At 68.2% G+C, this 21,419-nt stretch carries 21 protein-coding genes; 15 read left to right on the forward strand and 6 right to left on the reverse strand.

Translation table 11 applies throughout. The features are described 5' to 3' along the window. Positions 1-110 precede the first annotated feature (110 nt). From gudD to ACODT0_RS03125, 6 genes are all read right to left on the reverse strand, one after another. The gene (gene gudD, locus ACODT0_RS03100) at positions 111-1,457 is read right to left on the reverse strand and encodes a glucarate dehydratase (protein WP_479672053.1); all 1,347 of its coding nucleotides are present in this window, start codon (positions 1,455-1,457) and stop codon (positions 111-113) included. Positions 1,458-1,515: 58 nt separating this feature from the next. Continuing rightward, complete coding sequence (locus ACODT0_RS03105; protein WP_057594495.1) at positions 1,516-2,493, reverse strand: Bug family tripartite tricarboxylate transporter substrate binding protein; 978 nt, start codon at positions 2,491-2,493, stop codon at positions 1,516-1,518. 16 nt (positions 2,494-2,509) lie between these two features. Then, positions 2,510-2,965, reverse strand: a complete 456-nt coding sequence (locus ACODT0_RS03110; protein ID WP_057594496.1) for a nuclear transport factor 2 family protein — start codon at positions 2,963-2,965, stop codon at positions 2,510-2,512. A gap of 51 nt (positions 2,966-3,016) precedes the next feature. Then, the gene (gene kdgD / locus ACODT0_RS03115) at positions 3,017-3,928 is read right to left on the reverse strand and encodes a 5-dehydro-4-deoxyglucarate dehydratase (protein ID WP_057594497.1); all 912 of its coding nucleotides are present in this window, start codon (positions 3,926-3,928) and stop codon (positions 3,017-3,019) included. 55 nt (positions 3,929-3,983) lie between these two features. After that, entirely contained in the window at positions 3,984-4,973 is a 990-nt protein-coding gene (locus ACODT0_RS03120; RefSeq protein WP_057594498.1) for a Bug family tripartite tricarboxylate transporter substrate binding protein, read from the reverse strand. A 122-nt stretch (positions 4,974-5,095) separates the two neighbouring features. After that, positions 5,096-5,926, reverse strand: a complete 831-nt coding sequence (locus tag ACODT0_RS03125; RefSeq protein WP_057594531.1) for a FadR/GntR family transcriptional regulator — start codon at positions 5,924-5,926, stop codon at positions 5,096-5,098. Positions 5,927-6,040: 114 nt separating this feature from the next. Between ACODT0_RS03125 and ACODT0_RS03130 the strand changes: the two genes are divergently transcribed. The 15 genes from ACODT0_RS03130 (at position 6,041) to asd (ending at position 21,281) form a co-directional block, all read left to right on the forward strand. Beyond that, positions 6,041-6,787 (forward strand): amino acid ABC transporter permease, encoded by a 747-nt coding sequence (locus tag ACODT0_RS03130; RefSeq protein ID WP_057594499.1) that lies wholly within the window; start codon positions 6,041-6,043, stop codon positions 6,785-6,787. Between the two features lie 29 nt (positions 6,788-6,816). After that, positions 6,817-7,440 (forward strand): amino acid ABC transporter permease, encoded by a 624-nt coding sequence (locus ACODT0_RS03135; RefSeq protein WP_489040775.1) that lies wholly within the window; start codon positions 6,817-6,819, stop codon positions 7,438-7,440. Next, the gene (locus ACODT0_RS03140; protein ID WP_409976511.1) at positions 7,424-8,239 is read left to right on the forward strand and encodes an amino acid ABC transporter ATP-binding protein; all 816 of its coding nucleotides are present in this window, start codon (positions 7,424-7,426) and stop codon (positions 8,237-8,239) included. The genes ACODT0_RS03135 and ACODT0_RS03140 overlap by 17 nt, the downstream gene beginning before the upstream one ends. A 57-nt stretch (positions 8,240-8,296) precedes the next feature. Beyond that, on the forward strand, positions 8,297-9,091 hold the full coding sequence (locus ACODT0_RS03145; RefSeq protein ID WP_413763993.1) for a transporter substrate-binding domain-containing protein: 795 nt from the start codon (positions 8,297-8,299) through the stop codon (positions 9,089-9,091). A gap of 13 nt (positions 9,092-9,104) precedes the next feature. Next, a complete protein-coding gene (locus ACODT0_RS03150) occupies positions 9,105-9,917 on the forward strand; it encodes an NAD-dependent epimerase/dehydratase family protein (RefSeq protein WP_489040555.1) in 813 nt (270 codons plus the stop codon). Between the two features lie 14 nt (positions 9,918-9,931). Then, the gene (locus ACODT0_RS03155) at positions 9,932-10,822 is read left to right on the forward strand and encodes an SMP-30/gluconolactonase/LRE family protein (protein ID WP_489040776.1); all 891 of its coding nucleotides are present in this window, start codon (positions 9,932-9,934) and stop codon (positions 10,820-10,822) included. A gap of 64 nt (positions 10,823-10,886) precedes the next feature. After that, on the forward strand, positions 10,887-11,864 hold the full coding sequence (locus ACODT0_RS03160) for a TRAP transporter substrate-binding protein (protein WP_261210498.1): 978 nt from the start codon (positions 10,887-10,889) through the stop codon (positions 11,862-11,864). A gap of 137 nt (positions 11,865-12,001) precedes the next feature. Continuing rightward, entirely contained in the window at positions 12,002-12,490 is a 489-nt protein-coding gene (locus tag ACODT0_RS03165; protein WP_057594505.1) for a TRAP transporter small permease, read from the forward strand. Between the two features lie 9 nt (positions 12,491-12,499). Next, entirely contained in the window at positions 12,500-13,795 is a 1,296-nt protein-coding gene (locus ACODT0_RS03170) for a TRAP transporter large permease (RefSeq protein ID WP_057594506.1), read from the forward strand. Beyond that, positions 13,795-15,354, forward strand: coding sequence for a galactarate dehydratase (garD, locus tag ACODT0_RS03175; protein ID WP_261210497.1), 1,560 nt, complete (start codon positions 13,795-13,797; stop codon positions 15,352-15,354). Before ACODT0_RS03170 ends, garD begins: the two co-directional genes overlap by 1 nt. Positions 15,355-15,439: 85 nt before the next feature. After that, positions 15,440-17,461, forward strand: coding sequence for a lipocalin family protein (locus ACODT0_RS03180; protein ID WP_261210496.1), 2,022 nt, complete (start codon positions 15,440-15,442; stop codon positions 17,459-17,461). A gap of 59 nt (positions 17,462-17,520) precedes the next feature. Further along, positions 17,521-18,282 carry an SDR family NAD(P)-dependent oxidoreductase gene (locus tag ACODT0_RS03185; protein WP_489040556.1) on the forward strand — a complete coding sequence of 254 codons (762 nt, stop codon included), beginning with the start codon at positions 17,521-17,523 and terminating at the stop codon, positions 18,280-18,282. A gap of 30 nt (positions 18,283-18,312) precedes the next feature. Then, the gene (locus ACODT0_RS03190) at positions 18,313-19,293 is read left to right on the forward strand and encodes a Bug family tripartite tricarboxylate transporter substrate binding protein (RefSeq protein ID WP_489040557.1); all 981 of its coding nucleotides are present in this window, start codon (positions 18,313-18,315) and stop codon (positions 19,291-19,293) included. 8 nt (positions 19,294-19,301) lie between these two features. Continuing rightward, positions 19,302-20,291: a Bug family tripartite tricarboxylate transporter substrate binding protein gene (locus ACODT0_RS03195; RefSeq protein WP_057594533.1), complete on the forward strand. Its 990-nt coding sequence runs from the start codon at positions 19,302-19,304 to the stop codon at positions 20,289-20,291. 138 nt (positions 20,292-20,429) lie between these two features. Beyond that, on the forward strand, positions 20,430-21,281 hold the full coding sequence (asd, locus tag ACODT0_RS03200; RefSeq protein ID WP_489040558.1) for an archaetidylserine decarboxylase: 852 nt from the start codon (positions 20,430-20,432) through the stop codon (positions 21,279-21,281). The last annotated feature ends 138 nt before the right edge of the window (positions 21,282-21,419 follow it).

Genomic DNA, 21,419 nt, shown 5'->3' on the forward strand with positions numbered 1-21,419 from the left:
GTAGCTCGCGCCGGCGCGCCATTCGCCGCCGATCAGGTTGTCGTGGTTCTGCATGGAATGCATCCTTGTTGCTGCGGAAAGAACGGAATGAGGGGGTGAAGCCGGCGCGCTCAGCGGACCATGCAGGGCCGTTTGTTGTCGAAGCGCCAGTTGGGGATCAGGTACTGCATCGCCTGCGCATCATCGCGCGCGCCCAGGCCATGCTTCAAGTAGAGCGCGTGAGCTTTTTTGACTTCGTCCATGTCGAGCTCCACGCCGAGGCCGCCGCGCGTGGGCACCTTCACGAAGCCGCCCTCGATGCGCAGCGGCTCCCTGGTCAAGCGCTGGCCGTCCTGCCAGATCCAGTGCGTGTCGATGGCCGTGACCTTGCCGGGCGCGGCCGCCGCCACGTGCGTGAACATGGCCAGCGAAACGTCGAAGTGGTTGTTCGAATGCGAGCCCCAGGTCAGGCCCCAGGCCTGGCACAGCTGGGCCACGCGCACCGACCCGGCCAGGGTCCAGAAGTGCGGGTCGGCCAGCGGGATGTCGACCGACTGCAGCGACAGGCTGTGGACCATCTCGCGCCAGTCGGTGGCGACCATGTTGGTGGCCGTGGGCAGGCCGGTGGCGCGGCGGAACTCGGCCATCACCTCGCGGCCCGAGAACACGCCCTCGGCGCCGCACGGGTCCTCGGCATAGGCCATCACGCCATGCAGGTCGCGGCACAGCCGCACCGCGTCGGCCAGCAGCCAGCCGCCGTTGGGATCGAGCGTGACGCGCGCCTGCGGAAAGCGCTCGTGCAGCGCGCGGATCGCCTCCACCTCCTCCTCGCCGCGCAGCACGCCGCCCTTGAGCTTGAAGTCGGTGAAGCCGTAGCGTGCATGCGCGGCCTCGGCCAGGCGCACGATGGCCTCGGGCGTCATGGCCTCCTCGTGGCGCAGGCGGAACCAGTCGTTGTCGGCGCCGGGGTCGCTGTCGTAGGGCAGGTCGGTCTTCGCGCGGTCGCCGACGTAGAACAGGTAGCCGAGCATCTGCACCGCGTCGCGCTGCTGGCCCTCGCCGAGCAGCGCCGCCACCGGCACCTCGAGGAACTGGCCCAGCAGGTCGAGCAGCGCGGCCTCGACGGCCGTGACCGCATGGATGGTCACGCGCAGGTCGAAGGTCTGCAGGCCGCGCCCGCCGCTGTCGCGCGCGGCGAACTCGCGGCGCATGGCGTTGAGCACGGCGTTGTGGTTGCCGATGGGCTGGCCCACGACCAGGGCACGCGCGTCCTCGAGCGTCTGGCGGATCTTCTCGCCGCCTGGCACCTCGCCCACGCCGGTGCGCCCGGCGCTGTCGGTGAGGATCAGCAGGTTGCGCGTGAAGAAGGGACCGTGCGCGCCGCTGAGGTTCATCAGCATGCTGTCGCGGCCCGCGACCGGGATCACCTGCATCTCGGTGACGACGGGGGTGGAGGAACGGGAGTCCGGGAGCGTCATGGCTTTGGCGTCGGTTCTGAAGGCTGCGGGCCCGCGGGGCCCTTGTCGATCGGCGTGATCAATCGGCGGTGATGTGGCGGGTTTCGATCAGGGTCTTCCAGCGCGTCCATTCGCGCGCCTGGAAAGCGGTGAATTCCTCGGGCGTGCTCGCGACGATCTCGAGGCCCTGCTCGAGCATGCGCTTCCTGGTCTCGGGATCCTGCATCGCGGCCACCACGGCATCGGCCAGCTTCTTCTTCGTGGCCGGCGGCAGTCCGCGCGGCGCGGCCACGCCCTGCCACGAATAGACCTCGGCGCCCTTCACGCCGGCCTCGGCCAGCGTGGGCACCTCGGGCAGCACGGGCGAGCGCTTGTCGCCGGTGACGGCAATGGCGCGCAGCTTGCCGGCGCGGATGTGCGGCAGCACGGCATTGACGTTCTGGAACGAGAAGTCGACCTGGTTGCCGAGCAGGTCGTTGACCGCCGGCGCGCCGCCCTTGTAGGGCACGTGCACGCCCTCGGTCTTCGTCTGCTGCCAGAACAGCTCGGCCGACAGGTGATCGGACGATCCGTTGCCCGAGCTCGCGAACGAGACCTTGCCCGGCGTCTTGCGCAGCAGCGCGAGCACCTCGTCGACGGTCTTCTCGGGCCGTGCGACATTGGCCACCAGCACGTTGGGCGCCTGCACCGGCACGCTGATGTAGTCGAAGTCCTTGGTCGCGTCGTAGGGCACGCTCTTCTGCAGGTGCGGCGTGACGACGAAGGCGCCGAGCGAGGACACCAGCAGGGTGTAGCCGTCGGGCGCCGCGCGCTTGACGAAGCCGGTGCCGATGGTGCCGGTGGCACCGGGCCGGTTGTCGACCACGAAGCTGCCGCCGAGCTTCGTCTGCAGCTGCAGCGCCAGCGCGCGCGCCACCATGTCGGTGGAGCCGCCCGCGGGGAACGGCACGATGACGGTCACGGGCTTCTGCAATGGCCAGTCGCCTTGTGCGAAGGTGGCCATCGGCAGCCAGGCCGCGGCGGCCAGGCCGGCCGCGAGCAATGCTCTGCGCTTCATGCGTGTCTGCCCCGGATCAGGAGGCGCGCACGGCCTGGCGCGCGAGCAGCTTCCAGTTGCCGCCCTGCTTCTGCCACACGCCGAGGATCTTCAGCGCCACCTTGCCGGGCTTGCCCGAGTCGTTGGTGTCGGCGGCCAGCGCATGGCGCACGATGGCGGTGCGGGCATCGACCACCTTCACGGTCTGCTCGGTGATGGTGATGGTCACGAAGTCGGACTTGCCGTCGAGCAGGTCGGCGATGAAGCTTTCCTTGGTGTCGACCTTGCCGCCCGAATGGCCGTAGCTGAGCTCGTCGGCCACCAGCGCCGACAGCGCGGGACGGGTCGGGTCGACCATCGCGATGCGCAGGCGCTCGGCGGCCGCGGCCACGTCGGCCGCATCGGAGGCGCTGCCGCCGCCCGTGGGCATGACATTGGCGCAACCCGAGAACAGCGCCGCGGCGGCGGCAACGAGGAACAGTTTCTTCAGCATGTCGTCATCTCCGGTGTTTTGTATTTGCTTCTCTTTCGACAGCGGCGCCGCTTACTGCGGACCCAGCTTCTCGATCAGCGCGGCGAGCTGCGCGACCTCGTCGGGCTTGAGGTCGGTCAGCGGCGCGCGCACCGGGCCGGCGTCATGGCCGACGATCCTGGCGCCGGCCTTGACGATGCTCACGGCGTAGCCCGGCACGCGGTTGCGCAGCTCGAGGTAGGGCATGAAGAAGTCCTTCAGCAGGCGGTGCTGGGTCGGCAGGTCGTCGTTGGCGACGGCGTTGTAGAAGTCCATCGCGGTCTTCGGGATGAAGTTGAAGACGGCCGACGAATACACCGGCGTGCCCATGGCCTTGTAGGCCGCGGCGTAGACCTCGGCCGTGGGCAGGCCGCCCAGGTAGGCGAAGCGGTCGCCCATCTTCTGGTAGATGGCGACCATCGCCTCGATGTCGCCCACGCCGTCCTTGAAGCCCACCAGGTTCGGGTTGCGTTCGGCCAGGCGCGCCAGCGTGTCGGGCTTGAGGCGGCTGGTGGCGCGGTTGTAGACGATCACGCCGAACTTCACGCTCCTGCACACGGCCTCGACGTGCGCGGCGATGCCGTCCTGGCCGGCTTCGGTCAGGTAGTGCGGCAGCAGCAGGATGCCGTGCGCGCCGGCCTTCTCGGCCGCCTGCGCGCACTGGATCGCGAAGCGCGTGGGGCCGCCTGCGCCCGCGATGATCGGCACCTTGCCGCGGCAGGTGTCGACCGCGGTCTGGATGATGCCGGGGTACTCCTCGCCGGTCAGCGAGAAGAACTCGCCCGTGCCGCCGGCCGCGAACAGCGCGCTGGCGCCGTAGGGCGCGAGCCATTCGAGGCGCTCGATGTAGCCCTTCTGGTCGAAGTCGCCATTGGCATCGAAGTCGGTCAGCGGGAACGAGAGCAGGCCGGAGCCCATGATGTTTTTGAGTTCTTGCGGGTTCATCGAAGAAAACGTCCAGTGAAAGAAATGAAGAAAGGGTTGGAAGCGGCGAGCGCGTTCAGTCGAGCTTGATGCTGGCGTCGGCCACCACCTTGGCCCAGCGCGCGCGTTCCTTGTCGAAGAAGCGCTCCTCCTCGGCCGGGGTCATGGTCACCACCTCGGCGCCCTGCCCCGCGAGGCGCGAGCGGATGTCGGCCGTGCGGATGACGGCGATCAGTTCCTTGTTGAGGCGCTGCACGATGGCCTCGGGCGTGCCGCGCGCGACGCGCACGCCCTGCCAGGTGCCCGATTCGTAGCCGGGCACGCCCTGCTCGGCGATGGTCGGTACGTCGCCGATCAGCGGCATGCGCGTGGCCTTGGACACGCCCAGCACCTTGAGGCGGCCGCCCTGCACCTGCGGCAGGGTGGCGAGCATGCCGTTCATCAGCACCTGGGTCTGGCCCGAGACGGTGTCCTGCACCGCCTGCACGCCGCCCTTGTAGGGCACGTAGGTCCACTTGGCGCCGCTCGCGCGCTCGAGCGCCACGCCGGCCAGGTGCGGTGCACTGCCGGTGGCGGTCACGGCGAAATTCAGCTCGGAGGTCTTCGAGAGCGCGACCAGTTCCTTGAGGTTGTTGGCCTTCACCGACGGATGCACCACCAGCAGGTGCGGCGAATAGGCCAGCATGGTCACGCCGCGCAGGTCCTTCGACGGATCGAAGGACAGCCTGGTGTAGACCGAGGGGCTGATCGCCAGCGCGCCCACGTCGCACAGCAGCAGCGTGTAGCCGTCGGGCGCGGACTTGGCGACGAAGTCGGCGCCCAGATTGCCGTTGGCGCCGGGCTTGTTCTCGACGATCACCGGCTGCTTCAGCGCCTCCGACAGCGGCTGGCTGATGGCGCGCGCGATGATGTCCGACGAACCGCCGGGCGGGTACGGCACCACGATGCGCAGCGGCTTCGCGGGCCAGCCGGCGGTGCCGGCTTGCGCCAGGGCGAACCCCGGCAGGCTTGCGGCCAACGTCGTGGCCAGTGCGGCGCTGAGCGCGCCGCGGCGTTTGATGGTCATCCTCTGCCTCCAGTTGTCTCGATGGTCGATGCCTCGCTCGTTGGCCTTGCGAGTTATCAGTCATCGTACAACTAGAAAAACAAGTTGTCCAGCATCACGAACGCCAAAAGGCGTTCGCGGGGCTAGTTATCGGAGGACTTGGCCGCTTCGGCCTTCTTCTGCGCCGCTTCCTGCGCCATGCGCAGCCGTTCGCGGCTGTTGGTCAGGTGGATGCGCATCGCGGCGCGGGCCGACTCGGGGTCGCGCCGCGCGATCGCCGCATAGATCTCTTCATGCTCGCGGTTGACGCGGCTGAGGTAGGCCCCGCCCTCCTGGTGGCGGATCGCGCTGATGCGGGTGCGCGGGATGATCGTCGTGCCCAGGTGCCGCATGATGTCGGCGAAATAGGGGTTGCCGGTCGACTGGGCGATCTGCAGGTGGAAGCGGAAGTCGGGCGCCACGGTGTCGCCCGAGACGGTCACGTTGTGCTCGAAATCGTCGAGCGCCTGGCGCATCGCGACCAGTTGCTCCTCGGTGCGGCGGCTCGCGGCCAGCCCGGCGGACTCGGTCTCGAGGCTGATGCGCAGCTCGAGCACGGCCAGCACGTCGACCGAGGTCGCGATCTCGCCCGGCTCGAGCCGGAACACCCCGCCCGGGCGCGGCTGCAGCACGAAGGTGCCGACGCCGTGCAAGGTCTCCACCAGCCCGCCGGCCTGCAGCTTCGACAGCGCCTCGCGCACCACGGTGCGGCTCACGCCATAGGCCTGCATGATGGCCGACTCGGTCGGCAGCTTGTCGCCCGGCCGCAGCGCCTGGCTGCGGATCTTCTCGCCCAGGTCTTCCACCAGGCCGTGCGCCAGTCCGCGCGCGCGCTGGCGCGGCCGCCCCACGAAGGCGCTGCCGCCCTTCGCGGCGGAGGCGCCGGTTTCCGGCGCATCGGAAACCAAGGGATTACCCGCAGTCGTCTGGTCCATGCCCACGATCATAATCTCCCGTAAGTTGTACGACAACAGATAACCTATCACTCAAAAACTGTCCAAGCGCCTTTTTCGCACCGCCGCGGGTGGTGTTCCGGAAGCGGCTTTCGCATGAAGTATTCGCTCGATTTCTCTCCGCTGGCATCGTACTGGCCCGTGTTCGTCAACGGGGCATGGCTGACCCTGAAGATGACCGCGCTGGCCGTGCTGATCGGCGTGTGCGTGGGCACGCTGGTGGCTTTCGCCAAGCGCAGCCGCATCCGGCCCCTGTCGCGCGCCTGCTCGATCTACATCGAGGTGGTGCGCAACACGCCGTTCCTGGTCCAGATCTTCCTTTTGTATTTCGGCCTCGCGAGCTTCGGCCTGCGCATGCCGACCTTCGCGGCCGCGGTGCTGGCGATGGTGATCAACATCGCGGCCTACGCGGCCGAGATCATCCGCGCCGGCCTCGAGTCGGTGCCGCGCGGGCAGATCGAGGCCGCCGAATGCCTGGGCCTGTCGAAATGGCGCATCGGCTGGCACGTGATGCTGCAGCCCTCGATCGAGAAGGTGTACCCCGCCCTCACGAGCCAGTTCCTGCTGATGATGCAGGCCTCGGCGATGGCCTCGCAGATCTCGGCCGAGGAGCTCACGGCGATCGCCAACACCGTGCAGTCCGACACCTTCCGCTCGCTCGAGACCTACATCGTGGTCGCGGCGCTCTACCTGGTGCTGTCGCTTCTCATCAAGCTCGTGACCTGGGCGCTCGGCGAGTACATGTTCCGCCGCCGCCGTGTGGTGCGCCGCGCGGCCGCGCAGGCCGGCAAGGCGCAGCCGGCCGCAGCGGCCGCCGTTGCGATCCATGGGGGTGCAGCGTGAGCATCGGCCACTTCACCTTCACGCATTTGATGTACCTGGTGCAGTCCATCGGCTGGACCCTGGTGCTGTCGGCCATCGCCTTCGCGCTCGGCGCCATCGGCGGCTTCGGCCTGATGCTCGCGCGCATCTCGCCGCGGCCCTGGCTGCGCTGGTTCGCGCTGGTCTACATCGAGTGCATCCAGGGCATCCCGCTGCTGATCCTGCTGTTCATCGTCTACTTCGGCCTCTCGGTCTACGGCCTCGCGCTGCCCTCGCTGATCGCGGCCGGCATCGCGATGATGATCTACGTCAGCGCCTACCTCGGCGACATCTGGCGCGGCTGCGTCGAGGCCATGCCCAAGCCGCAGTGGGAAGCCTCCGAATGCCTGGCCATCACGCGCTGGCAGACCTTGCGCCTGGTGATCATCCCGCAGGCGGTGCGCCTGTCGCTGCCGCCCACGGTCGGCTTCCTGGTGCAGATCATCAAGATGACCTCGCTGGCCTCGGTGATCGGCTTCGTCGAGCTCACGCGCGCCGGCCAGATCATCAACAACACCATCTTCCAGCCCTTCCTGGTCTTCCTCCTGGTCGGCGCTTTCTATTTCGCCCTGTGTTATCCGCTGTCGCGCTGGAGCGAAGCGATGGAGAAGAAGCTCAATGTCGCCAATCGTTGAATCCCTGCGCACCCCCTACATGGACGCCAGCGTCGGCACGGCCGGCGGCGGTGCCGCGCAGGTCCCGGGCGCCGCGCCCATCGTGCGCCTGGACCAGGTCTACAAGAGCTTCGGCGCGAACCAGGTGCTCAAGGGCGTCTCGTTCGAGGTCGCCAAGGGCGAGATGATCGCCATCATCGGCGCCAGCGGCTCGGGCAAGAGCACGGCGCTGCGCTGCATCGACCGGCTCGAGGTGATCGACCGCGGCAGCATCGAGGTCTGCGGCATCCGCGTCGACGATCCCGCGGTCGACCTCAAGCGCCTGCGGCTCGAGGTCGGCATCGTGTTCCAGAGCTACAACCTGTTCCCCCATCTCACGGTGCAGGAGAACATCATGCTGGCGCTGCGCCACGTGAAGAAGCTCTCGCGCGGCGAGGCCGCCGAGGTCGCGATCCGCGTGCTCGACCAGGTGGGCCTCAAGCAGAAGGCCGACGCCTATCCCGAGCAGCTCTCGGGCGGCCAGCAGCAGCGCGTGGCCATCGCGCGCTCGCTCGCGATGTCGCCCAAGGTCATGCTGTTCGACGAGGTGACCTCGGCGCTCGATCCCCAGCTCACCGGCGAGGTGCTGCGCGTGATGGAGGACCTCGCGGCCGGCGGCATGACCATGCTGCTGGTGACGCACGAGATGGCCTTCGCCAAGCGCGTGGCCGACCGGATCATCTACATGCACCAGGGCACCGTGTGGGAGACCGGCCCCGGCGAGATGCTCGACGCGCCACGCACGCCGGAGCTGCATGCCTTCCTGAACAACGGGCTGTAAACAGGCAGCCCGGGTCTTTCTCTTTACTCCCATACCAAACCACACCAGGAGATATTCATGAAACTCGGCAAAGCCTTCACCCGCAGCTGCATCGCGCTGGCCCTCGTGGCCGGCGTGGCACAGGCCGCCATGGCCGACCAGCTCGACGACATCAGGAAGGCCGGCAAGATCCGCGTCGCGATCGCCATGGGCACGCCGCTGTTCAGCTTCGCCGACGCCAACCTGCAGCCCACCGGCTCCGACGTCGACACCGCCGCGCAACTGGCCAAGGACCTGGGCGTGAAGCTCGAGATCGTCTCGGTCACCAACGCCGCGCGCGTGCCCACGCTGCAGGCGCAGCGCGCCGACATCGTGGTGGCCGACCTGTCGATCACGCCCGAGCGCGAGAAGGTGGTCGACTTCTCGACGCCCTACGCCGTCATCAGCATCATCGTGGGCGGCCCCAGGAGCATCAAGGTCACGGACTACGCCGACCTCAACGGCAAGCGCATCGGCCTGACGCGCGCCACCGTCAACGACACGCTGACCACCCAGCAGGCCAAGGGTGCCGAGATCGTGCGCTACGAGGACGACGCCACGCTGATCACCTCGATGGTCACGGGCCAGATCGACCTGTTCTCGAGCACGCCTTCGAACCTCAGCGAGATGATCAAGCAGGCCCCGGCCAAGAACCTCGAGCTGAAGTTCTCGCAGAAGGACTTCGACCTGGGCATCGCGCTCAACAAGGAGCAGCCCAAGCTCAAGGAGTGGATCAACAACTGGGTCGTGACGAACCAGAAGAACGGCAAGCTCAACGCGATCTACAAGAAGTACCACGGCCGCGACCTGCCCGAGCGCATCACCAAGCTGTAAGGACGAGCGACGGATGGAATCGAACAAGAAACTCAACCGGCTGCTGTTGACCGGCGCCGCTGGCGGCCTCGGCAAGGTGCTGCGCGATCGGCTCAAGCCCTATGCGGACGTGCTGCGCGTGTCCGACATCGCGGCGCTCGCGCCGGCCGCCGACGCGAGCGAGGAAGTGGTGCCCTGCGACCTCGCGGACAAGGCCGCGGTGCATGCGCTGGTCGAGGGCTGCGATGCCATCGTCCACCTGGGTGGCGTGTCGGTCGAGCGGCCGTTCGAGGAAATCCTCGAGGCCAACATCAAGGGCGTCTTCAACGTCTACGAGGCCGCGCGCCGCCACGGCGTGAAGCGCGTGGTGTTCGCGAGCTCGAACCACGTGATCGGCTTCTACCGGCAGGACGAGCACATCGACGCCCGTGCCGCGCGTCGGCCCGACGGCTACTACGGCCTGTCGAAGTCCTTCGGCGAGGACATGGCGCAGTTCTACTTCGACCGCTGGGGCATCGAGACCGTGAGCATCCGCATCGGCTCCTCGTTCCCCGAGCCGGCGAACCGCCGCATGATGAGCACCTGGCTCAGCTACCGCGACCTCACCACGCTGATCGAGAAGTCGCTGTTCACGCCCGGCGTGAAGCACACGGTGGCCTACGGCATGTCGGCCAACCGCGACGTGTGGTGGGACAACAGCGCGGCCGCGCACCTGGGCTTCGTGCCGCAGGACGGCTCCGAGGTGTTCCGCGACAAGATCGAGCAGCAGCCGCCGGTGGCCCCCACCGATCCCAACGCGATCTACCAGGGCGGTGCCTTCACGGCGCAGGGCCCGTTCGGCGATTGAGCGGCACGCCCAGCATGCAGGCCGAACTCGTTCTCGACGCGCGCAACGGCACCGGCGAAAGCCCGGTCTGGCATGCGGCCGAGCAGGCGCTCTACTGGGTCGACATCCCGGCGCGCGCGCTGCACCGCTGGCACGCCACCGAGGGCCATGCCAGCTGGACCGCGCCCGAGATGATCGCCTGCATCGCGCCGCGCGCCGACCGCCCCGGCACCTGGATCGCGGGCATGGAGAGCGGCCTGTTCTCGCTCGAACCGCGGGCCGACGGCACGCTGGCCGCCACGTCGGTCGCGCCGGTCGAGCACGCGGCTCCCGCGATGCGCTTCAACGACGGCCGCTGCGACCGCCAGGGCCGCTTCTGGGCCGGCACCATGCTGCTGGACATGGCCGCGGGCGCGCGCGTCGGCCGCCTCTACAGCCACGGCCGGGGCGACGCGAGCGCCGCCTTGCGCCTCGACGACCTGATCGTGCCCAACGGCCTGGCCTGGAGCCCCGACGGCCGCACGATGTACCTCTCCGATTCGCACCCGAGCGTGCAGGCGATCTGGGCCTTCGACTACGACACCGCCAGCGGCACGCCGTCGAACCGCCGCCTGTTCGTCGACATGAAGCCCCTGCCCGGCCGCCCCGACGGCGCCGCGATCGATACCGAGGGCTGCTACTGGATCTGCGGCAACGACGCCGGCCTGGTCCACCGCTTCACGCCCGGGGGACGGCTCGACCGCTCGCTCGCGGTGCCGGTGAAGAAGCCCGCGATGTGCGCCTTCGGCGGCGCGGGCCTCGACACCCTGTTCGTCACCTCGATCCGGCCGGGCCACACCGACCTGTCGGACCAGCCGCTGGCCGGCGGGGTGTTCGCGCTGCGGCCGGGCGTCACTGGATTTCCCGAGCCGATGCACGGCACTTGATTGGGTACCCGAGTCTTTGCGCTTTCATTTTCACGACAACCAACGATCAGAGGACGAGACAGACATGAAACTCCAGAAGACACTCATCGCACTTGCAGTCGGCGCCGCGGCCATGCTGACCACCCTGGCCGCCAGCGCCACCGAGTTCCGCTCGGCCGACATCCATCCCGACGACTACCCCACCGTCACCGCCGTCAAGTTCATGAGCGAGCGCCTCAAGGCGCTGTCGGGCGGCAAGCACAGCATCAAGGTCTTCAACAACAGCGCGCTCGGCAGCGAGAAGGACACCATCGAGCAGACCAAGATCGGCGCGCTGCAGATGGTGCGCGTGAACATCGCGCCGATGAACAACATCTGCGCCGAGACGCAGGTGCCCACCATGCCCTTCCTGTTCCGCTCGGTCGACCACCTGCACAAGGTGCTCGACGGTCCGGTCGGCGAGGAGATCCTCAAGTCCTGCGAGAAGCAGGGCTTCATCGGCCTGGCCTTCTACGACAGCGGCGCGCGCTCGATGTTCACGGCCAAGAAGCCGGTGCGCAGCTTCGCCGACATGAAGGGCCTGAAGGTGCGCGTGCAGCAGTCCGACCTCTGGGTCTCGATGATCGAGGCCATGGGCGCGAACGCCACGCCGATGCCCATGGGCGAGGTCTACACGGGCCTGAAGACCGGCCTGGTCGACGCGGCCGAGAACAACTATCCGAGCTACGAGAGCGCGCGCCTGTTCGAGGTGGCCAAGTACTACACCAGGACCGAGCACTCGATGGCGCCCGAGATGCTGCTGTTCTCCAAGCGCGCCTGGGACAAGCTCTCGGCCGAGGAGCAGGGCTGGATCCGCCAGGCCGCCAAGGAATCGGTGCCCTACATGCGCAAGCAGTGGGAGGAGCGCGAAGTGAAGTCGCTGGCCACCGTGAAGGCCGGCGGCGCCGAGATCATCGACATCGACAAGGCCGCCTTCCAGGCCGCGATGAAGCCGGTGTACGACAAGTTCATCACCGACGCGAAGCTCAAGGACCTGGTGAAGCGGGTGCAGGACACGAAGTAACCGGACCGGTTCGCTGAATTGGCTCCTTCCCCCGCCGGGGGAAGGCCGGGATGGAGGCACGGCGGCGCCCGACGCAAGCACCGCCTGCCCCCTCCCCTGTCCTTCCCCGAGGGGGAGGAAGAAAGAAGGAAGACCTCATGTACACCAAACTCTGCCGCACGCTCGCGCGTGCCTGCATGTGGCTGGGCATCCTCGGACTCGTCGCGGTGATCTGCGCGGTGAGCTGGCAGGTGTTCGGCCGCTACGTGCTCAACAACACCCCGACCTGGGCCGAGAGCCTCGCGCTGCTGCTGGTGCTCTACGTCACCATGCTCGGCGTGGCCGTGGGCGTGCGCGACGCCGGCCACATCGGCCTCGAGTCCTTCCTCGTGCTCGCGCCCGACTGGCTGCGGCTGAAGATGGAATACCTGATCCACGCGCTGATCCTGGTCTTCGGCGCCGCCATGGCCTGGAACTGCGCCGAGCTGGCCGATTCGGTCTGGGAATACCGGCTGCCCACGCTGTGGATCTCCGAAGGCTGGAAGTACATCCCCGCCGCCGTCTCGGGCGTGCTGATCGTCCTGTTTTCCATCGAACACATCATCGCGCTCGCCAAGGGCCGCGAAGTCGAACCCGCCTGGGGATAAGCCGCCATCATGACGATCCCGCTCCTCATCCTCTGCCTCTCGTTCACGCTGTTCCTGCTGCTCGGCGTGCCGGTGGCCTTCTCCATCGGCCTGTCCGCGCTCGCCACCCTGCTCTACGAAGGCCTGCCGCTGGCGGTCGGCTTCCAGCAGATGACCTCGGGCATGGGCATCTTCTCGTTCCTCGCGATCCCCTTCTTCATCTTCGCGGGCGAGCTCATGCTGTACGGCGGCATCGCCGACCGCATCGTCAACTTCGCGCGCGCGCTGGTGGGCCACGTGCGCGGCGGCCTCGGCATGTCGAACGTGGTGGCCTGCACGCTGTTCGGCGGCGTCTCGGGCTCGCCCGTGGCCGACGTCTCGGCCATGGGCGCCGTGATGATCCCGATGATGAAGAAGGAGGGCTACCACGCCGACTACGCGGTCAACGTGACGACCCACGCGGCCCTGGTCGGCGCGCTCATGCCCACCAGCCACAACCTGATCATCTATTCGCTGGCAGCGGGCGGCAAGGTGTCGATCGCGGCGCTGATCCTCGCGGCGCTGCTGCCGGCGGCGGTGCTCACGCTCAGCAACCTCGCGGCCGCCTACCTGGTGGCGGTGAAGCGCGGCTATCCCGCGGGCACCTTCCCGGGCTGGGACATCGTGTGGCGCTCCTTCGCCGCCGCGCTGCCCGGCCTGTTCGTGGTGGTGCTGATCCTCGGCGGCATCCTGTCGGGCATCTTCACGGCCACCGAGTCGGCCGCGGTCGCGGTGATCTACGCGCTGCTGCTCACCATCTTCCTCTACCGCACGCTGAAGTGGGAGCACTTCATCAAGGCGGCCTCGAAGGCGGTGCGCACCACCGGCGTGATCCTGCTGCTGATCGGCATCTCGAGCACCTTCGGCTACCTCATCAGCCTCTACGGCGTGGCCGAGCTCACGGGCCAGATGCTGTCGCAGGTCACGACCACGCCGTGGATGATCTTCCTGCTGATCAACATCATCCTGTTCGTGCTCGGCACCTTCCTCGACATGGCGGCCACCATCCTGCTGTGCACGCCGATCTTCCTGCCGATCGCGCAGCACTACGGCATGAGCTCGGTGCAGTTCGGCGTGGTGATGCTGATCAACTGCGCGCTCGGCCTCAACACCCCGCCCGTGGGCACCACCCAGTTCGTGGGCTGCGCGATCGGGGGCGTGTCGGTGGGCCAGGTGATGCGCACCATCTGGCCGTTCTACGGCGCGCTGATCTTCGCGCTCGGCGTCGTGACCTTCGTGCCGGCCTTCTCGACCTGGCTGCCGAGCATGTTCATGGTCGTGCGCTGATGACCGAGCCCGTGCGCCCGCCGCTGTACATCCGCATCCATCCGGCGGACAACGTCGCCATCGTCGCCAACGACGGCGGCCTGAAGGCCGGCGCGGTGTTCGCCGACGGCCTCGCGCTGGTGGACAACGTGCCGCAGGGCCACAAGGTGGCGCTGGCCGACCTCGCCGAGGGCGAGGCGATCCGGCGCTACGACGTGGTGATCGGCTATGCGCAGAAGGCGCTGCCGCGCGGCAGCTGGGTGCACGAGCGCGTGATGCGCATGCCGACCGCGCCCGAGCTCGACGGCCTGCCGATCGCCACCGTCAAGCCGCCGCCGATGGCGCCGCTCGAGGGCTTCAGCTTCGAGGGCTACCGCAATGCCGACGGCTCGGTGGGCACGCGCAACATCCTCGCGATCACGCAGACGGTGCAGTGCGTGGCCGGCGTCACCGAGTTCGCGCTGCAGCGCATCAAGCGCGAGCTGCTGCCCAAGTACCCGAACGTCGACGACGTGGTCGCGCTCGAGCACGGCTATGGCTGCGGCGTGGCGATCGACGCGCCCGACGCGATCGTGCCGATCCGCACCCTGCGCAACATCAGCCTCAATCCGAACTTCGGCGGCGAGGTGATGGTGGTGAGCCTGGGCTGCGAGAAGCTGCAGCCCGAGCGCCTGCTGCCGCCCGGCAGCATTCCGATCGCCGATGGCCGCGATGCCGATCTCGACGTGGTCTGCCTGCAGGACGACGAACACGTGGGCTTCATGTCGATGATCGATTCGGTCATGCGGCAGGCCGAGCAGCACCTCGCACGGCTGAACGCGCGCCGGCGCGAGACCGTGCCCGCGAGCGAGCTCGTGGTGGGCGTGCAGTGCGGCGGCAGCGACGCCTTCTCGGGCGTCACCGCCAACCCGGCCGTGGGCTTCTGCACCGACCTGCTGGTGCGCGCCGGCGCCACCGTGATGTTCTCCGAGACCACCGAGGTGCGCGACGGCATCGACCAGCTCACCGCGCGCGCCAGCACGCCCGCGGTGGCCGAGGCCATGGTCCGCGAGATGGCCTGGTACGACGACTACCTGCGCAAGGGCCGCGTCGACCGCAGCGCCAACACCACGCCCGGCAACAAGAAGGGCGGCCTGTCGAACATCGTCGAGAAGGCGATGGGCTCGATCGTGAAGTCGGGCTCGGCGCCGATCTCGGGCGTGCTCGCGCCCGGCGAGAAGGCCACGCACAAGGGCCTGATCTACACCGCCACGCCGGCCAGCGACTTCATCTGCGGCACGCTGCAGCTCGCGGCCGGCATCAACCTGCACGTGTTCACCACGGGCCGCGGCACGCCCTACGGGCTGGCCGAGGTACCGGTCATCAAGGTCGCCACGCGCAGCGACCTCGCGCGCCGCTGGCACGACCTGATGGACGTGAACGCGGGCCGCATCGCCGATGGCGACGCCACGATCGAGGAGGTGGGCTGGGAGCTGTTCCGCCTGATGCTCGACGTCGCCAGCGGCCGGAAGAAAACCTGGGCCGAGCACTGGCAGTTGCACAACGCGCTGGTGCTCTTCAACCCGGCTCCCGTGACCTGAGAAAAAAGAGGCAGGCGCGGGTATTCCGGACGACCCGGCAAAGGGGGCCGGGCGTCCTTCTTTCAACCGAGAGAGGAGACCGAGGATGCAAAGAACCCGTTTGGTGGCGAGCATGATCGCCGGCGCTGCCCTGCTGGCCGCGTGTGGCGGCGGCGGCGGTGGTGGCGGAGCGAGCTTCGTGCCGCTGCCACCCGCGGCGAACAACCCGCCGCCCGAGACACCCGTGCCGCCCGAGGTGCAGGCAGCCCAGCCGAAGCTGTCGAACACGCCGATGGACGAGATCGTGAGCAGCCACCTGCTGCCCACCATCGAGCGCCTGTTCGCGCAGGTGCGCGCGCAGAAACTCGACACCGTGCTGCTGGGGCAGAAGGTGTTCGCGCCCGGCAGCAAGGACAAGTTCCTGCCCGGCAAGGTGGCGATCGGCTTTTCGTACATCCTGCTGAACACGCCCAGCTCCGACCCCAAGTACCGCGAGTACATCGACGGCTACCGCGAGATCGCCGACGCGACCATCGACGTGACCAACGACAGCTGGGGCATCTACTACTACATGTCGGCGCTGTGGAAGCTCAAGAAGGCCGGCCTGCTCGAGGGCAGCGGCGCCGCGATCTCGCCGGCCACGCTCGACAAGCTCAAGACCAAACTCAACTGGACCGCCTTCGTCGACCCTGCCGACTATTCGCTGATCGGGCTGCCGACCAACTACTACGGCGTGGCCTTCAGCATCGCGCGCCTGCGCCACCTCATGGGCTGGGAAGGCCCCGAGGCCAGCGAGGCGCTGCTGCAGAAGATGATCAACCACTACAAGACCTTCTCGGCCTTCGGCTTCTCCGACGAGACCGACGGCAGCGGCCGCTTCGACCGCTACAGCGTGCTGCTGATCGGCGAGATCATGCAGCGGCTGATCGAGACCGGCATGACGGTGTCGGCCGAGGACGAGGCCTCGCTCAAGGGCTGGCTGCGCCAGTCGGTGGACGTGATCAAGGTGCGGCTGAACCCGGCCGGCAACGGCGTGGACTACGGCCGCAGCCTCGCGGGCTATGCCGACACGGCCTTCGCTGAAGTGCTGTCGGCCGCCGAGCACATGAACGTGCTGAACGAGGAGGAGAAGCAGATCGCCTATGCCTTCGCCACGCGCGTCACGGCCAAGTACGTGGAGTTCTGGTACGACGCCGAGCTCGGCTCGCTCAACATGTGGCAGAAGGGCCGGCGCGTCGACAGCTACCGCGGCATCGACCGCGTGCTCGGCGAGAACCTGAGCCTGTCGCACCAGCTGATCTACACCAACAACCTCTGGAAGTCGGCCGGCTACGCGCAGAAGGCGCCGGTGTCGACGCAGACCTTCCTGGCCTACCTCGACAGGCAGCCGCGCGCCACGCTCACGAAGTTCGCGGGCTTCGACGGCGCAGCCTCGACCTACGACCGCGGCCTGGTGACCTACCGCGACGGCCTGCGCGTGATCAGCCTGCCGGTGGTCAACGGTGCGAAGACCTACCACCACACCAACCCCTACTTCGCGATCCCCCACTCCTACAACATGCTCTCGGGCGTGGCCGACACCCAGTGGCCGCAGCTGCAGCCGCGCTTCACCGTGGCGACCGGTTCGCAGCCGCTGATCCCCGCGGCCTACCAGAAGAACCTGAAGATCGCCGAGGCCGGCCAGGTGCTCACCGTGAGCTACGACCAGGACGCGATGGACCGCGCCACCTCGGGCAACGACCCGATCAAGGACCCGCGCATCACCTCGAGCACGCGCTACACCTTCGAACCCGGCCGGATCACGCGCGTCGACACCTACACGCCCGCGGCCGCGCTCGACATCGCGAAGCTCGAGCTCGAGTTCGGCAGCTACTCCGACGGTGCCCGCGCGCTCGGCGGCAACCGCTTCGCCTTCGCGAACGGCGACGTGCAGGGCTTCGCGGTCGAGGGCCTGCAGGACTGCGCGGCGGTCGACGTGCGCGAGAACCTCGACTACAACACGCCGACCGGCGCGCTGAAGACCAGCATCCGCTGCAGCACGCCGGCCTTCAGCCTGGCGGCGCCGCTCACGATCAAGTGGGTGCTCGAGTACCGCTCGCCGAGCGTGGCGGGCATCGCGCCGAAGTGACCCACCGCCCGGCCGCCGCGAGACGGCCGGGCTTTTTTTCTCCAACCACGACAAGCCCCATGGAAGACCTCAGGAACAAGACCGCCCTCGTGACCGGCGCCAGCACCGGCATCGGTGCCGCGGTGGCCATCGCCTTCGCCGCGCGCGGCATGCGCGTGGCGGTGCACTACAACAGCTCGGCCGATGCCGCGAACCAGGTGGTCGAGACCATCCGCGCCGCCGGCGGCAGCGCCTTCGCGGTCAAGGCCGACGTGCGCGACACGGCCGCGATCCGCGACTGCGTGCAGCGCACCGCCACCGAGTTCGGCCGCATCGACGTGCTGGTGAACAACGCCGGCAGCCTGGTCAAGCGGGTGCCGATCGCCGAGTTCGACGATGCGCTGTTCGACGAGGTGCTGCATGTCAACGCGCGCTCGGTGCTCGCCTTCTGCCGCGAGACGGTGCCGCTGATGCGCCGGGAGGGCGGCGGCAACATCATCAACGTGACCTCGGTCGCGGCACGCACCGGCGGCGGCCCCGCCGCCTATCTCTACGCGGGCGCCAAGGGCTTCGTGAGCACGGCCACCCACGGGCTGGCCAAGGAACTGGTGGGCGACCGCATCCGCGTCAACGCGGTGGCGCCGGGCGTGATCCAGACGCCGTTCCAGGACCGCTTCTCCACGCCCGCGATGCTCGAGAACTTCAGGGCCGGCATCCCGATGGGACGCCTCGGAGAGCCCGAGGAGTGCGTGGGCGCCTTTCTCTTCCTCGCTTCGGAACAGCTCTCGGGTTATGTCACGGGGCAGGTCATCGAGGTGAACGGCGGGCAGTACATGCCCTGAGTTTTCGCAACAACAACCACTGGAGACAACATGAACAGAAACGACTTCCTCCGCGGCCTCGCCGCCCTCTCGGCGACGGCCGCGCTCTCGCTGGGCCTGGCCGCCACGGCCTCGGCGCAGGCCAGCGACTATCCGAACCGCACCATCGAGCTGCTGGTGCCCTACCAGCCCGGCGGCGGCACCGACGGCCTGGCGCGCGCCTTCTCGGACGCGAGCCGCAAGTACATCTCGCAGCCCATCGTGATCGTCAACCGCCCCGGCGCGGGCGGCGCCATCGGCTGGACCGAGGTGATCAATTCCAAGCCCGACGGCTACAAGCTCGCGGTGCTCACGGTCGAGCTGCTCACGTTGCCGCACCTGGGCCTGGCGAAGTTCAACTACGACGACTTCCAGCCGATCGCGCAGCTCAATGCCGACCCGGCCGCGATCACGGTGAAGGCCGACTCGCCCTGGAACACGATCGAGGACTTCCTCGCCGCCGCGAAGAAGGACCCGGGCAAGGTGAACGTCGGCAACTCGGGCAACGGCTCGATCTGGCACCTGGCCGCGGCCGCGCTCGAGGACAAGACCGGCACCAAATTCGGCCACATCCCCTTCCAGGGCGCGGCGCCCGCGGTGCTCGCGCTGCTCGGCGGCCACATCGACGCCGTGGCCGTGAGCCCGGCCGAGGTGACGACCCACGTGCAGGGCGGCAAGCTCAAGGTGCTGATGGTGATGGCCGACCAGCGCGTGAAGGGCTTCGAGAAGGTGCCGACCGCGAAGGAGCGCGGCATCGACCTCACGATCGGCACCTGGCGCGGTCTGGGCGCGCCGAAGAACACGCCGCCCGAGGTGATGGCGCGGCTGCGCGAGATCACGGCCAAGACCGCGGCCGAGCCGCTGATGCACGAGGTGATGGACAAGCAGAACCTGGGCTACGTCTACACCGACGGCGCGGCCTTCAAGGAGACGCTGGCCAAGGACAACGCCTACTTCAAGGCGCTGATCACCAAGCTCAACATCAAGCCGTGAGCACCGCCATGCAACGCCGCACCCTGATCCGCAGCGCCCTCGCCACGCCGCTGCTCGCCGCCCTGCCCCATGCCTTCGCCCAGGGCAACTGGCCGACGGGCAAGGCCATCACCTACCTCGTGCCCTTCCCGGCCGGCGGCACCACCGACGTGCTGGGCCGGTTGATCGGCCAGAAGCTCGGGCCGGTGCTCCACACCAGCGTCATCATCGACAACAAGGGCGGGGCCGGCGGCAGCGTCGGCTCGGAGATCGGCGCGCGCGCCGCGCCCGACGGCTACACGCTGGTCGGCGGCACCATCAGCTCGCACGCGATCAACGTGAGCCTTTACCCAAAGATCGGCTACGACCCGCAGAAATCCTTCGCGCCGGTCACGCTGATCGGCACCAACCCGGTGGTGCTGGTGGTGAACCAGGCGAGCCCGCACAAGACGCTCAAGGACGTGCTCGAGGCCAGCAAGGCCAAGGCCGGCGGGCTCTCGTCGGCCTCGGCCGGCACCGGCACCTCGCAGCACCTGGCGCTGGAACTGCTGGCCTACAAGTCGGGCGTGAAGTTCACGCACATCCCCTACAAGGGCAGCGGCCCGGCGATCCAGGACGTGATCGGCGGCCAAGTCGACATGATGTTCGACACCACGGTGGTGGCCGGCCCGCACATCCAGAGCGGCAAGCTGCGCGCGATCGCCGTCACCTCGGCGAAGCGGCTGGCCTCGATGCCCGAGGTGCCGACGGTGGCCGAGTCGGGCATCGCGGGGCTGCAGGACTTCGAGGTGGTGTCGTGGCAGGCGATCTTCGTGCCCGCGGGCACGCCCGCGCCGGTGGTGCAGCGGCTGCACACGGAGATCCGCACCATCCTCGCGACCCCGGAGATGCAGGACAAGCTCAAGGGCTTCGGCATGGAGCCCGCGGACCTGGGCACGGCGCAGATCGCGGCCTTCCAGAAGGCCGAGGTCGAGAAATGGGCGCAGGTGATCAAGGCGGCGGGGATCAAGGCCGAGTAGCGGAAAAGCGCCCGGCGGCCGCGGCCGGGAAATTCCGCGCAATTCGCCCCCGCGAAATCCCGAGGGAAGTTTCCTACGCCCCGGGCCGGGCCCGCTTTATAGAATGCCCCTCCCATCCAAGAACCAGAAGCTCCGCACGTGTCTGATCGCTCCGCCGTCCTGCCCCAATACCTGTTCCCCAAGCAGGCACTGACCAATTTCGCCGGCTGGGTCGCGGGCAAGGAGCGGGGAGCGGTCACCACCTGGATCATCCGGCGCTTCGTCGACAAATACGGCGTCGACATGAACGAGGCGCTCGAGCCCGATATCGCGCACTACAAGAGCTTCAACCAGTTCTTCACGCGCGAGCTCAAGCCCGGCGTGCGCCCGCTCGCCGACGCCGACCTGATCTGTCCCGTCGATGGTGCGATCAGCCAGTTCGGTGCGATCGAGGGCGACCAGATCTTCCAGGCCAAGGGCCACAGCTACAGCACCACGGCCCTGGTGGGCGGCGACGCGGCGCTCGCGGCGCAGTTCGCGCACGGCAGCTTCGCCACGCTGTACCTGAGCCCGCGCGACTACCACCGCATCCACATGCCCTGCGACGGGCGGCTGCTGCGCATGATCCACGTGCCGGGCGAACTGTTCTCGGTCAACCCGACCACCGCGCGCGGCGTGCCGGGCCTGTTCGCGCGCAACGAGCGCGTGGTCTGCGTCTTCGAATCGGCCCATGGCCCCTTCGTGCTGGTGCTGGTCGGCGCCACCATCGTCGGCAGCATGGCGACCGTGTGGCACGGCGTGGTCAACCCGCCGCGCGGGGGCGAGCTGCGCGAATGGCGCTACGACGACCGTCGGATCGAACTGCGCAAGGGCGAGGAGATGGGCCGTTTCTTGCTCGGCTCGACCGTCGTCATGCTGTTCCCCGCGCCCGCGGTGGCCTTCAATTCCGAATGGGCGCCCACGCGCCCCATCCGGCTGGGCGAAGCCATGGCGAATTTTTCGAAGATGTGACGCTTTGTCTCTGGAGCCGCATGCAGCGTACGCCCATAGCTATAAAACTAGTAGCATCGTAATCATTTGAGCTATAGTCCCCGGCCGGAGCGAAGGCCGGAGAGCGGTCCGCCAACCATCAAAAAAGAGCGAGGCCGA

It is taken from the genome of Variovorax sp. FG153 (assembly GCF_057809595.1).

What these genes read in the sequence shown, in the direction of transcription:
- ACODT0_RS03170 (WP_057594506.1), top strand. Translation starts at nt 12,500, where the DNA reads ATGACGATCCCGCTCCTCATCCTCTGCCTCTCGTTCACGCTGTTCCTG.
- ACODT0_RS03110 (WP_057594496.1), bottom strand. Translation starts at nt 2,965, where the DNA reads ATGCTGAAGAAACTGTTCCTCGTTGCCGCCGCCGCGGCGCTGTTCTCG.
- ACODT0_RS03150 (WP_489040555.1), top strand. Translation starts at nt 9,105, where the DNA reads ATGGAATCGAACAAGAAACTCAACCGGCTGCTGTTGACCGGCGCCGCT.
- ACODT0_RS03130 (WP_057594499.1), top strand. Translation starts at nt 6,041, where the DNA reads ATGAAGTATTCGCTCGATTTCTCTCCGCTGGCATCGTACTGGCCCGTG.
- ACODT0_RS03165 (WP_057594505.1), top strand. Translation starts at nt 12,002, where the DNA reads ATGTACACCAAACTCTGCCGCACGCTCGCGCGTGCCTGCATGTGGCTG.
- ACODT0_RS03125 (WP_057594531.1), bottom strand. Translation starts at nt 5,926, where the DNA reads ATGGACCAGACGACTGCGGGTAATCCCTTGGTTTCCGATGCGCCGGAA.
- ACODT0_RS03160 (WP_261210498.1), top strand. Translation starts at nt 10,887, where the DNA reads ATGAAACTCCAGAAGACACTCATCGCACTTGCAGTCGGCGCCGCGGCC.
- gudD (WP_479672053.1), bottom strand. Translation starts at nt 1,457, where the DNA reads ATGACGCTCCCGGACTCCCGTTCCTCCACCCCCGTCGTCACCGAGATG.
- ACODT0_RS03155 (WP_489040776.1), top strand. Translation starts at nt 9,932, where the DNA reads ATGCAGGCCGAACTCGTTCTCGACGCGCGCAACGGCACCGGCGAAAGC.
- ACODT0_RS03135 (WP_489040775.1), top strand. Translation starts at nt 6,817, where the DNA reads ATGTACCTGGTGCAGTCCATCGGCTGGACCCTGGTGCTGTCGGCCATC.
- ACODT0_RS03190 (WP_489040557.1), top strand. Translation starts at nt 18,313, where the DNA reads ATGAACAGAAACGACTTCCTCCGCGGCCTCGCCGCCCTCTCGGCGACG.
- ACODT0_RS03140 (WP_409976511.1), top strand. Translation starts at nt 7,424, where the DNA reads ATGTCGCCAATCGTTGAATCCCTGCGCACCCCCTACATGGACGCCAGC.
- ACODT0_RS03185 (WP_489040556.1), top strand. Translation starts at nt 17,521, where the DNA reads ATGGAAGACCTCAGGAACAAGACCGCCCTCGTGACCGGCGCCAGCACC.
- ACODT0_RS03180 (WP_261210496.1), top strand. Translation starts at nt 15,440, where the DNA reads ATGCAAAGAACCCGTTTGGTGGCGAGCATGATCGCCGGCGCTGCCCTG.
- ACODT0_RS03120 (WP_057594498.1), bottom strand. Translation starts at nt 4,973, where the DNA reads ATGACCATCAAACGCCGCGGCGCGCTCAGCGCCGCACTGGCCACGACG.
- ACODT0_RS03195 (WP_057594533.1), top strand. Translation starts at nt 19,302, where the DNA reads ATGCAACGCCGCACCCTGATCCGCAGCGCCCTCGCCACGCCGCTGCTC.
- ACODT0_RS03105 (WP_057594495.1), bottom strand. Translation starts at nt 2,493, where the DNA reads ATGAAGCGCAGAGCATTGCTCGCGGCCGGCCTGGCCGCCGCGGCCTGG.
- garD (WP_261210497.1), top strand. Translation starts at nt 13,795, where the DNA reads ATGACCGAGCCCGTGCGCCCGCCGCTGTACATCCGCATCCATCCGGCG.
- kdgD (WP_057594497.1), bottom strand. Translation starts at nt 3,928, where the DNA reads ATGAACCCGCAAGAACTCAAAAACATCATGGGCTCCGGCCTGCTCTCG.
- ACODT0_RS03145 (WP_413763993.1), top strand. Translation starts at nt 8,297, where the DNA reads ATGAAACTCGGCAAAGCCTTCACCCGCAGCTGCATCGCGCTGGCCCTC.